Source organism: Microbacterium sp. NPDC078814 (assembly GCF_040702645.1).
Classification (GTDB): domain Bacteria; phylum Actinomycetota; class Actinomycetes; order Actinomycetales; family Microbacteriaceae; genus Microbacterium.
In genome coordinates this window covers 1-12077 of the sequence record NZ_JBFBLT010000018.1, presented here as the reverse complement: position 1 = coordinate 12077, position 12077 = coordinate 1, and the positions used below count along the sequence as shown (strand labels likewise).

Genomic DNA, 12077 nt, shown 5'->3' with positions numbered 1-12077 from the left:
CTCGGCGTGATGCTCTGTTGCTCGCCCCTCAACGACGCAGACGACCTAGAACACTAGTCGAACTGCTCGTCCTGTCGGGGACGAGTGCCCACGGACGGTTAGCTCCCGTCGCGGTGGGCATTTCTTTATACCCACCGACATGGGGAGGCATCGATGAACGATAGAAACTGCACCGGCTGTGGAATCAACTTCACGCCAACACACGGACGGCAACGCTGCTGCTCCAAGGCCTGCCGCAAGCCCAACCATCGCAAGGTCGCTAAGACCTGCGACGCATGTGGGGAAAGCTGTGAGAAGTACGCAGGCAAACAGCGCTACGCCGGAACCTACTGCTCCACACTCTGCCGAGACTACGGCGCCTACGGCCCAACATCCTGCACCATCCCACTCGACCATTGGGCGCGGCACTACGGACGGTCGAGTGCATGGTCCGCGCCCGTCATCCGCAACACCGGAATGTGTGGGTGGTGCGGCGAGAGCAACGGCCGCCACTTGTCAGCACGGTTCTGCTCCGAGAGGTGCAAGAAAGCCCAGCACCGAGCTGATCGTCGCGGACGCGAACACGGAGCCCTCGGGAGCTACAGCTACGCGCAGATCGTGAAACTCTGGATCTCATTCGACAAGGCATGCGCTTACTGTTCCGAGCGCACCCCGCTCGCGGACATCCAGGCGGAGCACGTCACGCCACTCTCACGAGGCGGCGAGAACCACATCGGCAACCTCCTCCCGTCCTGCGGCCGGTGCAACTCCGACAAGCGTGACCTGCTACTCAACCAGTGGAGCGCCGACCGCAAACGACGCGGGCTGCCGCCCGTAAAGACAACATGGCGCGAAGACGATCGCCGGTACCGGCACCTCGTCCTCTCTGGTCTATCGCTAGCCGCCTAACCGAAGAGGTGAGGGATGCGAGTCTGCAACGTCCCGGGATGCCCAAACCCCACAATCGTAGCCAAGTGCTCCCTGCATCAACAGCAATACGAGCAACGGCGCGGTAACAGGCGGCAGCGTGGATACGACGCCACGCACGACCGAGTGAGAGCGCAATGGAAACCACTAGTAGACGCGGGCACGGTCACATGCTGGCGCTGCGGCAACCTCATCCCTGCGCACAGTGCATGGGATCTCGGTCACGACGATCAGGACCGCAGCATCTACCGCGGACCCGAGCACCCACCATGCAACCGAGCAACACGCGGTCGATGACCCGATCGAACATCCTTCCACAACCGAACCGATGACCGGTGGGGGTGGAGCCTCACGCCCAACCCTGTCGGACCGCCGGGGAGGGCAACTTTTGGTTTGCCGGGTTCAAAAGTTTCCTGTTCGGAGGTGTGTTCGATGGTTTCTGGTGGCGCGCGCCCCCGTTCGGGGCCTTCTCCGGATCCGAATGCTCTTCGGCGTGATCGGTCTGGGGATAAGGATTGGTTGACGCTTCCCGCGTCGGGTTATTCGGGTGAGGTTCCTGAGTGCCCGTTGCCCTCGCGGTCGGAGGCGGAGTCTGAGTTGTGGGCTCGGCTGTGGCGTAAGCCCCAGGCGCACATCTGGGCGCACCTTGGACTTGAGATGCAGGTCGCGGCATACGTGCGCGCGTATCTCCGATCGATCGCTACGGAGGACGCCCCGGTCGGCCTGATTGCCCCAGTTCTCCGCATGGAAGCGGAGTTGGGGTTGTCCACCGTGGGCATGAACGCCCTGCGGTGGAAGTTCTCGGCTGACGAGCTGGGCGAAAAGCGTTCCGCGCCGGCGAAGAAGGGTCCGACGATGAAGGACCGTTTGAAGGTGGTCGATGGAAGCGGCTGACACCCTTGGTGTGGTTGCGGCTTGGATTGAGGCTCACTGTGTCATCCCTGACGGTGATGACGTGGGGCGGGCGTTTGAGCTTGGCGCTGAGCAGTTCGCTTTCGTCGTGAACCACTACCGTGTGCGGTCGGACGCTGACCGGATACGGATCGTTAAGCCGGTCGACGCGTTCGTGTATCGCCGTAGCCAGCTGGTTCGCGCGCAGAAGTGGGGCAAATCGCCGCTGATTGCCGCATTTGTGTGCGTTGAAGGTGTCGGTCCTGCGGTGTTCGCTGGCCGGGCTCATGGTGGCGAGGTGTATGACTGCCGCGACTTTGGTTGCGGCTGCGGGTGGGAGTACGAGTACGACCAGCGGGAGCCGATGGGCCGCCCGTGGTCGACTCCTCTCATTCAGATCACGGCGACGTCGGAAGATCAGACGGACAACACGTACGATGCTCTTCGTCCGATGATCGATAAGGGGCCGTTGACGGACCTGATCCCCAAGACGGGCGAAGAGTTCATTCGTCTTCCCGGCGGCGGGCGTATCGACGTTGTCACCTCGAAGGCGAACTCTCGTCTTGGGCAGCGCATCACGTTCGCCGCCCAGGACGAGACGGGGCTGTGGGTTGAGTCCAACGGAGGTCATAAGCTCGCGAAGACACAGCGTCGAGGCCTCGCGGGCATGGGCGGTCGTTCGATCGAGACGACGAACTCTTGGGATCCTGCTCAGGATTCCGTAGCTCAGCGAACGTACGAGTCGCAGGCCGCGGACATCAACAAGGATTTTCAGCAGCCGCCGGCGAACCTCTCGTTTCGCAACAAGGCCGAACGTCGGAAGATCTTCGCTTTCAACTACCGGGCTGCGCCGTGGGTTTCCGTGGACGCGATCGAGGCGGAGGCTGCCGAGCTGCTTGAGAAGGACCCGGCTGACGCGGAACGGTTCTTCGGGAACCGCATCGTTGCCGGTTCGGGTTCATGGATCGACGCGACGAAGTGGGAGTTGAAGCGTGAGGAGCGGATCGTTGCTCCTGGCACTGCGATCGTGCTTGGTTTCGACGGTTCTGATGTCAACGACTGGACGGGCATTCGTGCTGAAACGCTTGACGGGTTCCAGTTCACGCCTAGCTATCACGGCGGCCGGCTCACGATTTGGGATCCGGGTCAGCATGGCGGGCGCGTTCCTCGCTCGGAGGTCATGGCGGCTTTCGAGGAACTGTTCGACACGTTCGATGTTGCCCGCGCGTATTTCGACCCACCGTATTGGCAGTCGGAGATATCCGAGCTCGAGGGGCGATACCAGGGACGCGTCTTTCGGTGGGAGACGTACCGACCTAAGCAGATGCACGCGGCGCTCGAGCGGTTCAAGACTGACGTGAGCTCCCCAGACGGTGGGTTCTCCCATGACGGTAACCCCACGGTCGCATCGCACGTTCGGAACGCCATCGAGGTCGCCCGAAACCCGTACCCGGCGTACTTGATTTTCAAGGCGTCGGAGCAACAGAAGATCGACCTCGCGATGAGCTCGGTTCTCGCACACGAAGCCGCCGCAGATGCACGCGCTTCTGGTTACACGCAGGTTGATTCCAAGGTTGTTGTTTTCAGGTAGAGGGGGTGGGCGCGTGGCGCTTTCCGTGACGGAAGAATCGTTCATCTCTGGCCTGAGGAACACGTTGGTGCGGTCTCGGGTGGCTACTCAGTCGTTGGATGAGTACTACGAGGGTGCGCACAAGCTTGAGCAGTTGGGTTTGCAGATCCCGCCGGAGCTTGAGGCGTTTTCGGTGGTGCTGAACTGGCCGCGTACGACGGTTGATGCGATTGAGCGTCGTCTGGATGTTCAGGGTTTTCGGGCGGGCGATGGCAAGCCGGATACGGGCCTGTGGGATGTGTGGCAGTACAACAACATGGATGAGCGTGCGTCGTTCGCGCACACTGATGCATTGGCGTTGGCTCGGTCGTACGTGTGCATTGGGACGAATGACCGTGACCGTGACTATCCGCTGATCACGGTGGAGTCGCCGTACGAGATGATCGCTCTGCGTGATCCCCGCACTCACCGGGTGACGGCTGCTCTGCGGTCGTACGACCCGGAGGATGGTAGCGGGCAGGACAAGCGAATCACGCTGTACATGCCGAACTACACGCGGTGGCTGATCCGTGACGGGTCGCGTTGGGTGGATGAGTTCACTCCTGACGAGCACAACTTGGGTTCGGTCCCGGTTGTGCCGCTTGTGAACCGTAACCGTGCGACGCGTCGTCTGAGTGGGTCGATCCTCGAGGGCGTTTCGGAGATGAAGGACATTATCCCGATCGCCGATTCGGCTTCTCGTGCGCTGACGGGCGCGCAGTTGCTGCAGGAGACGATGATCGCGCCGGCTCGCGGTGTTCTGGGCGCCACTAAGGGTGACTTCGTTGACCAGAATGGGCAGCAGCTGTCGGCGTGGCAGACGTACTTCGGTGCGGTTTGGGCGCTGACGAATAAGGACGCGAAGACGTTCCAGTTCGACGCCGCGGACATGAAGAACATCGAGACGATCGTGAACGTGTACGCACGGCTCGCGTCTGGTGTCGCCTCGCTGCCGGTGGAGTATTTCGGGCTGAACACGGAGAACCCTCCGTCTGCTGATGGGCAGCGTGCTGGCGAGACGCGTCTGATCAAGAATGCGGAGCGGAAGCAGACATCGTTCGGGCACTCGTGGGAGACCGTGAATCGGTTCGTGCAGCGGTTCCGTACGGGGTCGTGGGATCTCGCGAATACGCGTCTTGAGACGATCTGGCGGGATGCCGGTACGCCGACGACGGCGCAGGTTACCGACGCGATCGTGAAGCGGTATCAGGTCGGCTTGGTCGACTGGGAGACCGCGCAGGAGCGGATCGGTGAGACGCCGGCAGCTATCGAGCAGATGCGTACTCGCCGGCAGTCGGATTTTGAGGCGTCGTTCACTGCCGGGGTGCAGAGGTTCGTCGAAGAGGTGTGACGTATGCGGATAGCGGCTGAGGCGCAAGCGGTGCAGGATGCCGCTATCCGCAGGTCTGATCGTGCGGCGAACATTGCGGAGCGCGCATGGCGTCAGGTTGACGCTGATGATCTTGACGGGTCCTGGGATCGCATCGAGCCCTTGGTGCTTTCCGCGACGGGTTCGGCGGTGCGGGCGAACGCGGCGGCTACAGGGCGCTTCACAAACGCTCTGGCGGCTTCTGACGGCCTTTCGGGTGACGTGCTGGTTCCTGACGCGTTCGTGGGGGTCGACGGCTCAGGGCGCTCCCTGGGAGGTCTGCTCCGCGGTTCTGTGACGACGACGAAACAGGCTATCGCGGCCGGCATGTCAATAACTGAGGCTCTGCTGACCGGCGGAACGTACCTGACTTTGATGCTGAAAACGGCGGTCGCGGACGTTGAACGGTCGGCGTCGATGGCGGCGGCGTCCGGGAAGCAGTACACGCGTTATGTGCGCCTGGTGAATGCGGGGGCTTGCTCTCGGTGTGCGATCCTGGCCGGGTCGGACCGTTTCAGGTCAAACTTTCAACGCCATCCAGCGTGCCGGTGTTCGACGGTCCCGGTTTCAGGTGGCATCCCGGATGGGCTGTTCGACACACCAACGGACTACTTCGAGTCCCTGTCGCCCTCTGAGCAGGAGCGAGTGTTCACGAAGGCTGGCGCTGAGGCGATCAGGACTGGGGCTGACCCGATCAAGGTTGTGAACGCGCGTCGCGGGGCGAACCGCAAACGGATGGACGGGGCCGTTACGTACGGCCCGTCGCGCATCCAACGTTCTCTGATCGGACGCAAGCCGGACGGCACGCCGATATACGGGTACGTAACCGTTGAGGGTAAGAGCCGACGCGGTACCTACGGTCGCAAGCAGGAGGACCTGGGCGTGCAGATGGTCCGCAATGGCCGCGACCGGTACCGGTCCGCCGTTCGTCCACGGCTCATGCCCGAGTCGATCATCGACCTCACCGACGACGTGGATATGCGCCGCGTTCTACTCCGGGATGCTGGCTACCTCGAGCCGCCCATCCGAAACCTGAGCAACAACGACTGGATTGCGGAGCGCGCCTCTCTTGCGGCGCGCGACCGCGCTAAAGCCGATGCGTTCTACCGCTCTGTCGGTGTGTTCGTCGGCTGACTGATCTTCCCGACCATCGGGAACCTGCCTGGTACGTGCGATGCGTGCTGGGTCTTGAGCGATTCAAGGAGAAACACATGTCGGACGAGAACAAGCCTCAGGGCGACCCTGAGGCGCTGGGCGATGCGGGTAAGCAGGCTCTTGTGGCCGAGCGGAAGCGTGCGGATGACGCCGAGAAGGCGTTGAAAGCCGCGAACGCAAAGTTGCAGCAGATTGAGGATGCGGACAAGACCGAACTCGAGAAGGCGCAGCAGCGTATCAGTGAGCTTGAGGCCGCAAACGCGAACCTGGCGAACGATGTCAGCGACCGCGACAGGACCATTCTTCGCCTGAACACGGGCATTGATGAGGGGCTTCCGAAGAACCTCATCGCCCGGTTGCAGGGCGATGACGAGGAGTCCATCAAGGCGGATGCCGTGTCGCTGCGTGAACTCGTGCCCGACAACACTCCCAGCCCGTTCCCGAAGGCGGACCCATCGCAGGGGCCGAAGGGCGCGGGCAAAACAAGCAACGCCGACCTTTTCGCGCAGCAGCTCGAACAGGCCGGCCTCTAACAACCCCAAGGAGGGGACATGGCTGGTATTGACGTCAACCGGACTACCGCGGGCATCACTCTGACGCCCGAGCAGTCCGCAGAGATTTGGTCGGGCGCTGAGTACGCTTCGGCTGTCCTTCAGCTCGCTCAGCGAGTCGACCTGCCCGGTTCGGGCGTTTCGGTCGACATCATCACGGGTGAGCCTGAGGCTGAGTGGGTTGGTGAGACCAACGAGAAGCCGGTGGATCGCCCCACGTTCGGCAGCAAGCTGATGACCCCGTACACCGCGGCGGTCATTGTCCCGTTCTCGAACCAGTTCCGTCGCGACAAGGCGCGCCTGTACGCAGAGGTTGTGCGCAAGCTCCCTCAGGCGCTCGGCAAGAAGCTGGACCAGACGGTGTTCGGTGGTGGCGCGGCTCCCGGATCGAACTTCGACACCCTCGCAGGCGCACCTACGGTTGCCATCGGCGGGAAGACCTACAAGGGTCTCGTCGCCGCTGACCAGTCGATCGCGACCGGCGGCGGGCAGCTCAACGGCTGGGCGCTCTCGCCGCAGGCTCGTGGCCTGCTGCTCGGCGCGGAGGACGGCAACGGTCGCCCGCTGTTCATCAACAACATCCAGACGGATGGTGCAGTTCCCGCGCTGCTCGGCGCCCCGGTGTACACCACCAAGGGCGTCTACCTGGCGGACTACGACGGCGCCGGTTCGGGCACGGATGCACAGCTCGGCTTCGCCGGTGACTGGACTTCCGCTCACGTCGGCATCGTCGAGGACATCCAGCTGTCGATCAGCGACCAGGCCACCATCAACGATGGCGGCACTCAGATCAACCTCTGGCAGCGGAACATGTTCGCGGTGCGCGCTGAGTTCGAGGTCGGCTTCCGCGTCCGCGACATCGCACACTTCGTGCGCCTGTCGAACGCGGCTCAGGCGTGACCGCCCTGAACCTGCCCAACTCCACCGCGACGGTCGACGTTCCTGAGGAACTCGTCGAGCGGTATGAGAAGGCAGGTTGGACGCAGGCCGAGAAGCCGAAGCCGAAGACCTCGGCGAAGAAGTAGCAACGGAAGGGGACGGGATGGCCAGCCCAGCAACGATCACCGATCTGACGGAACGGTCATTCCGTCCCCTCACCGAAGCCGAGAAACAGGTGGGCAGTGTTCTCCTTGAGGACGCCTGGAACCTTATTCTCACGCACCGCCCGCACGTCGCGGACCGCATCACCGAGCCTGCATTCCGGGCCCTCGTGGTTCAGGTTCAGTGCGCGATGGTTCTGCGAGTCGTGAAAAACCCGGATGGGTACCTGTCCGAGCAGATCGACGACTATCAGTATCGACGGGACGCGGCGGTGTCCGCTGGCGCCCTGTACGTCTCCGATGCTGAGCTCGCCTTGCTCGGCAACGCCCCGGGTGCGGCTGAGGGGGCGTGGACGATCAACACCCGCCCGATCGGCCGCGGCCCCGGCTACTGGGCCACGACAGACACGTGGGTGCCGCTATGAGCGTGCTCGAGGCTGGGCGAGCCCGCGCCGAAGCTCGCATGACGGAGACCGTGCAGATCGGCATTTTCGTCTCGGGGACGGACCCGGACACTCTTGACGCGATCCGCACCCTGGTAACCGAGCGTTATGCCGGTTTGGGGCGGATCAAGTATGAGACGTTGACGGTTTCGGACTCCGATACGTCGTCTCAAACGGTGGGTTCTCAGACGCCCATGCTTAGCATTCCGACCGGCTCACCGCTGATCAACGAGGGTGACGAGGTGGTGGTGACGGCTTCGAGGGCGGACCATCTACTTATCGGGCGCCGGTACACCGTGGAAGGCGCGCCTCAGTCGGGGCAGACGACTTCGCACCGGTATCCGCTCAAGGAGTTGTCATGAGCGACGACTTCTCGGAACTTCTGGAACTGGCCGCGGATATGACGGGCGCCCCGTCATCCGCCAACCGATTCATCGACAAGGCTGTGCGGTACACGTCGGTGGAGATCAAGCGCGACTGGCAGCAGGGCGCGGAGCGCACAGGGCTGTCTGGGTATGCGGCGTCGATCGACTTCGACGTGAGGTATGCGGAGAACGAGATCACCTCAGAGATCGGCCCGAACCTTTCGCGCAATCAGGGCAGTTTCGGTTTCGTGGAGGACGCCAACGGTGGCGTCCGGTCGGCGCCCCAGCACGCGGGCCGGGATGCTCTAGAAGCCAACGAAGAAGACTTCTACCGCGGCCTCGAGATCGCCGTGTTCGATGCCACGGCGGATGCGATTGAGAAGGGGTGACGATGCTCGCTCATTTCCTCGCGTTCAAGGCACTTCTGCTCGCGGTGTCGATGCTGTCGAACAAGGTGTTCGCAAACGTGCGGGTGACCAATGGTCAGCCGGTGCGCGCGAACTATGTGGTGCTGTTTCCTGATGCGCCGACCGAGCTCGATGATCGCCGTTTCCTTGCACGGCAGGCGGTCGATTCGACCGCGACGTACAGGTATGACGTGCGCGTCGTGGCTGTCGATGCTGAAGGCCTCCTACTGCTCGCGGATTCCGTGATGTCGCTGATTGGCAAGATGCCCGCGGTGCCTGGTCGTCGGTGCGAGCCGGTGTCACTGGTGCGGGGTGTTGAAGAGGGCAGGGGCCGCTACGACAGCGTGACCGACCTGCATTACCTCGATCTGAGTTTCGAGTTCGAATCAAGGAGGGCCTGATGGCTGAGCTTGTGAATGTGCGTGCTTCGAAGGGCAAGCGGAAGCAGTTCCTGGTGGATAAGCGTCTGGCTGAGCGATACCCCGACGACTACGAAGTGGTGGAGACGGCGAAGCCGGCGAAGGCCTCGGTGAAGCCCGCCGAGTAGTCCCCATAATCCTGCGAAGGCCCGTACCTGATGGTGCGGGCCTTTTGCACGCCCGGACACCGCCCTGGTTCCGGGTACGTAGCCCCTCCGAGGGGCATCCCCTCAAGGAGAAGAAATGAACGAACCGGTACAGAAGGGCACAGCAAGCGACGGCCACGGCATTGTGGTCTGGCTTCCCGGCTATGAAGGCGGCGCCCCAACGGTCGCAGACATGAACAACGTGGCCAACAAGCGCGTGACGTACGGACTCACTGGCGACGGTTTCGACCTCGCGGTGACGATCAACTCGATCACATCGACGCGGTACACCCTCGCACAGGCTCTCAAGCTTGAGGGCACGAAGGACTACACGCTCACCACGCGTTACGTCTACAACCGCGAGGAGCCGACTGATGCCGAGCTCGTGCTGGGGGCGAAGGGCACCAAGGGCGCATTCGCGCAGGTGCTTGGCTACCCGAACGACCATGTGTTCGCGGCCGGCGACATCATCAACGCGATTATCCCCGTGCGGATTGGGACGTCGACCGACGTACCCCCGACTGCAAACACGGAACTCGCCAAGCAGATGATCCCGGAGATCACTGGCGAGGTGCTGACGGAAGTGGCGATCGTCGCTTGACCAAGCCCCGGGGCGGGATGCTCTCACCCATCCCGCCCCGGCTCCTCCCTGTGGTGAGAAGCCGGTGAGAGGTGAGAATGAAAGACGAAGACTTCGACCTTGATGCGCTGCTCGCGAAGGCGGACGAGCTGGTCGAGAATCGTGAACCAGAACTCGTGGACGTCACGCTCGGCGGTCGCGTCATAGGGGTCCGCTACATGCCCATGTCTGGTACCGAGTGGCGGGCGCTGACTTTGAAGCATCCGCCCCGTCCAGATGTTCGCCAGGATCTGAACCTTGGTTACAACGTGGATGCGGTCGCCGCTGCCTACACGGATGTGGTGTTGATTGACGGCGAGAACGTCGTCAGCCTGACCCGCACGGACGCTGAGGGTAACGAATACTCGGTGTGGCCGAAGGTCTACGCCCGGTTGACTAAAACCGGCCTGGATGATGTCACCGCATCGATGTGGGCGGCTCATGAGCGGACGCCGGAACGGCTGGTCGCCGACGCGGGAAAAGTCTCACCGGGCTCGCGGAAGAAGAAGCGCAGCTAGCCCGAGAGCTCCACGTCACTGTCCGTGAGCTTCACGGGTGGAAACCGAAGACGGTCACGCTCGGCCCTGACGGGGAAGTGCTGTCCGTGTCGGTCACTGAATCGCGCTTCACGCCGCGCGAGGTGGCGCTTCTGCTCGCGTCCCGTCGTGAAGAGAACGCGCCGCGCAGTTCGACCGGGATTAAGCTCACGGAGGCGACAGACCCAGCCAACGCGGATGCGTTCACGGTTCCCCTACCGATCACCGACTTCGCGGCGAGGAAGCTGCGGCGTGAGCAGGATGCCTACGAGAAGCGGTGGGGCAAGGAAGCGATGCACGACACGTTGTGGCGCGTGCAGATGCGGGACTAGTTCCCCATGATGCAGTATCCGCCGATGGTGTTGCCGGCGGCGAAGACGTCGATCAACGAAACGGTCGCCGATTCGGTCATGTAGATCGGTGCGGTGAATGTTGCCACGTCTTCTGCCATGTCGACGGGAGCGGAAGTCTTCAACTTGTCCGACCATTCGTTGAACTCGCCGGCGAGCTCAGAGACGCGTACGCCATCCGGGCTGTCAAGAGCTTCCTGATACGCCGAGCGCTGGTCTTCGAACGACTCACAGAACGTCATGTCGTCCCACTTCGAGGTCGTCGAGGGGGAGGCGTTTGTCTCTGAAACCGCTGGGCTGCTCTCCGCTTCTGGGGTAGCCCCGCTGCATCCGGTGAGCAGCAGCACGCCGACGCCCACTATCGCAATCAGTTTCTTCCGCATGCCCGGATCATACCGGCGCCCCGCGGCTTTGGAGGTGCTTCGTGTCCGAACGCGTTGTGAAGGTGCGCCTGGCCGCGCAGGTGTCTGACTACGAGAAGGGAATGCTGGAAGCTGCACGCGCTACCCGCACTGTCGGCACTGAGGCGGAGAAGCTGGCGCAGAAGAAGGAGGCGTTTGAGCGCGTCGGTCAGGGCCTCGTTCTCACCGGTACGGCGCTGACTGCAATCGCCGCGCTCTCTGTGAAGGCTGCTATCGACTGGGAGACGGCCTGGGCTGGTGTCACTAAGACGGTCGATGGCAACGAGCAGCAGATGGCGGAGCTGGAGGACGGGCTTCGCTCTCTGGCGCAGACGCTTCCGGCGACGCACCAGGAGATCGCGGCGGTCGCTGAGGCGGCCGGTCAGCTCGGTGTGGCGCGTGAGGATGTTGTCGACTTCACGAAGACGATGATCGACCTGTCGGAGACGACGAACCTGACGGCCGATGAGGCTGCCACGTCGATCGCGCAGCTCATGAACGTGATGCAGACCACGCCTGAAGATGTCGACAACCTCGGCGCCGCACTCGTCGCCCTCGGTAACGACGGCGCTTCGACGGAGCGCGACATCATCCAGATGGCGCAGCGCATTGCTGGGGCAGGAAGGGTTGTTGGGCTGACCGAGGCTCAGGTTCTCGGGTTCGCGAACGCTCTCGCTTCGGTGGGTATCGAGGCTGAGGCCGGTGGTTCGGCGATCTCGCGGATCATGACCGACATCGCCATGTCGGTTTCGAACGGTGGGGAGAAGCTGGACGAGCCTGGAGTCCCGCGGGGTGGTGGTCTTTCGGGCCCGCGGCGTCGTGACCGCGACGGGGTGAGCCATCGTGCGATGGTCAGTGAGAACGACCAAG

18 protein-coding genes are annotated in these 12077 nt (G+C 62.9%); 17 read left to right on the top strand and 1 reads right to left on the bottom strand.

The window, feature by feature from the left end; translation table 11 throughout:
* Positions 1-153 precede the first annotated feature (153 nt).
* The 16 genes from AB0300_RS18370 (at position 154) to AB0300_RS18295 (ending at position 10788) form a co-directional block, all read left to right on the top strand.
* Positions 154-888, top strand: coding sequence for an HNH endonuclease signature motif containing protein (locus tag AB0300_RS18370; RefSeq protein ID WP_366216638.1), 735 nt, complete (start codon positions 154-156; stop codon positions 886-888).
* 675 nt (positions 889-1563) lie between these two features.
* Positions 1564-1800: a hypothetical protein gene (locus AB0300_RS18365; protein WP_366216637.1), complete on the top strand. Its 237-nt coding sequence runs from the start codon at positions 1564-1566 to the stop codon at positions 1798-1800.
* Positions 1787-3388 carry a hypothetical protein gene (locus tag AB0300_RS18360; protein WP_366216636.1) on the top strand — a complete coding sequence of 534 codons (1602 nt, stop codon included), beginning with the start codon at positions 1787-1789 and terminating at the stop codon, positions 3386-3388. Before AB0300_RS18365 ends, AB0300_RS18360 begins: the two co-directional genes overlap by 14 nt.
* 13 nt (positions 3389-3401) lie before the next feature.
* Positions 3402-4757, top strand: coding sequence for a phage portal protein (locus AB0300_RS18355; RefSeq protein ID WP_366216635.1), 1356 nt, complete (start codon positions 3402-3404; stop codon positions 4755-4757).
* Positions 4758-4787: 30 nt separating this feature from the next.
* Positions 4788-5909, top strand: a complete 1122-nt coding sequence (locus AB0300_RS18350) for a hypothetical protein (protein ID WP_366216634.1) — start codon at positions 4788-4790, stop codon at positions 5907-5909.
* Positions 5910-5986: 77 nt separating this feature from the next.
* Entirely contained in the window at positions 5987-6463 is a 477-nt protein-coding gene (locus tag AB0300_RS18345; protein ID WP_366216633.1) for a hypothetical protein, read from the top strand.
* An 18-nt stretch (positions 6464-6481) separates the two neighbouring features.
* Positions 6482-7381: a phage major capsid protein gene (locus AB0300_RS18340; RefSeq protein ID WP_366216632.1), complete on the top strand. Its 900-nt coding sequence runs from the start codon at positions 6482-6484 to the stop codon at positions 7379-7381.
* Positions 7378-7506: a hypothetical protein gene (locus AB0300_RS18335; RefSeq protein ID WP_366216631.1), complete on the top strand. Its 129-nt coding sequence runs from the start codon at positions 7378-7380 to the stop codon at positions 7504-7506. The genes AB0300_RS18340 and AB0300_RS18335 overlap by 4 nt, the downstream gene beginning before the upstream one ends.
* 17 nt (positions 7507-7523) lie before the next feature.
* The gene (locus tag AB0300_RS18330; protein ID WP_366216630.1) at positions 7524-7946 is read left to right on the top strand and encodes a Gp19/Gp15/Gp42 family protein; all 423 of its coding nucleotides are present in this window, start codon (positions 7524-7526) and stop codon (positions 7944-7946) included.
* Positions 7943-8326, top strand: a complete 384-nt coding sequence (locus AB0300_RS18325; RefSeq protein WP_366216629.1) for a DUF6093 family protein — start codon at positions 7943-7945, stop codon at positions 8324-8326. Before AB0300_RS18330 ends, AB0300_RS18325 begins: the two co-directional genes overlap by 4 nt.
* Entirely contained in the window at positions 8323-8718 is a 396-nt protein-coding gene (locus AB0300_RS18320) for a hypothetical protein (protein ID WP_366216628.1), read from the top strand. Before AB0300_RS18325 ends, AB0300_RS18320 begins: the two co-directional genes overlap by 4 nt.
* Complete coding sequence (locus tag AB0300_RS18315) at positions 8715-9137, top strand: hypothetical protein (RefSeq protein ID WP_366216627.1); 423 nt, start codon at positions 8715-8717, stop codon at positions 9135-9137. The genes AB0300_RS18320 and AB0300_RS18315 overlap by 4 nt, the downstream gene beginning before the upstream one ends.
* On the top strand, positions 9137-9283 hold the full coding sequence (locus AB0300_RS18310) for a hypothetical protein (protein WP_366216626.1): 147 nt from the start codon (positions 9137-9139) through the stop codon (positions 9281-9283). The genes AB0300_RS18315 and AB0300_RS18310 overlap by 1 nt, the downstream gene beginning before the upstream one ends.
* 115 nt (positions 9284-9398) lie before the next feature.
* On the top strand, positions 9399-9902 hold the full coding sequence (locus AB0300_RS18305; protein ID WP_366216625.1) for a hypothetical protein: 504 nt from the start codon (positions 9399-9401) through the stop codon (positions 9900-9902).
* Positions 9903-9979: 77 nt separating this feature from the next.
* A complete protein-coding gene (locus tag AB0300_RS18300; protein WP_366216624.1) occupies positions 9980-10438 on the top strand; it encodes a hypothetical protein in 459 nt (152 codons plus the stop codon).
* Between the two features lie 86 nt (positions 10439-10524).
* Complete coding sequence (locus AB0300_RS18295) at positions 10525-10788, top strand: hypothetical protein (RefSeq protein WP_366216623.1); 264 nt, start codon at positions 10525-10527, stop codon at positions 10786-10788.
* On the opposite strand, the gene AB0300_RS18290 is transcribed toward AB0300_RS18295, so the two are convergent.
* Positions 10785-11189 (bottom strand): hypothetical protein, encoded by a 405-nt coding sequence (locus AB0300_RS18290; RefSeq protein ID WP_366216622.1) that lies wholly within the window; start codon positions 11187-11189, stop codon positions 10785-10787. The two genes, AB0300_RS18295 and AB0300_RS18290, sit on opposite strands and share 4 nt — an antisense overlap.
* Positions 11190-11230: 41 nt before the next feature.
* Here AB0300_RS18290 and AB0300_RS18285 point away from each other — a divergent pair.
* Positions 11231-12077, top strand: an 847-nt coding sequence (locus tag AB0300_RS18285; RefSeq protein ID WP_366216621.1) for a phage tail tape measure protein, incomplete at its 3' end; no start/stop codon positions are given.

Excerpts from the sequence above, each read along its gene's own strand:
- AB0300_RS18370 (WP_366216638.1), top strand. The coding sequence starts at position 154 with ATGAACGATAGAAACTGCACCGGCTGTGGAATCAACTTCACGCCAACA.
- AB0300_RS18365 (WP_366216637.1), top strand. The coding sequence starts at position 1,564 with ATGCAGGTCGCGGCATACGTGCGCGCGTATCTCCGATCGATCGCTACG.
- AB0300_RS18360 (WP_366216636.1), top strand. The coding sequence starts at position 1,787 with ATGGAAGCGGCTGACACCCTTGGTGTGGTTGCGGCTTGGATTGAGGCT.
- AB0300_RS18345 (WP_366216633.1), top strand. The coding sequence starts at position 5,987 with ATGTCGGACGAGAACAAGCCTCAGGGCGACCCTGAGGCGCTGGGCGAT.
- AB0300_RS18340 (WP_366216632.1), top strand. The coding sequence starts at position 6,482 with ATGGCTGGTATTGACGTCAACCGGACTACCGCGGGCATCACTCTGACG.
- AB0300_RS18330 (WP_366216630.1), top strand. The coding sequence starts at position 7,524 with ATGGCCAGCCCAGCAACGATCACCGATCTGACGGAACGGTCATTCCGT.
- AB0300_RS18325 (WP_366216629.1), top strand. The coding sequence starts at position 7,943 with ATGAGCGTGCTCGAGGCTGGGCGAGCCCGCGCCGAAGCTCGCATGACG.
- AB0300_RS18320 (WP_366216628.1), top strand. The coding sequence starts at position 8,323 with ATGAGCGACGACTTCTCGGAACTTCTGGAACTGGCCGCGGATATGACG.
- AB0300_RS18310 (WP_366216626.1), top strand. The coding sequence starts at position 9,137 with ATGGCTGAGCTTGTGAATGTGCGTGCTTCGAAGGGCAAGCGGAAGCAG.
- AB0300_RS18305 (WP_366216625.1), top strand. The coding sequence starts at position 9,399 with ATGAACGAACCGGTACAGAAGGGCACAGCAAGCGACGGCCACGGCATT.
- AB0300_RS18300 (WP_366216624.1), top strand. The coding sequence starts at position 9,980 with ATGAAAGACGAAGACTTCGACCTTGATGCGCTGCTCGCGAAGGCGGAC.
- AB0300_RS18290 (WP_366216622.1), bottom strand. The coding sequence starts at position 11,189 with ATGCGGAAGAAACTGATTGCGATAGTGGGCGTCGGCGTGCTGCTGCTC.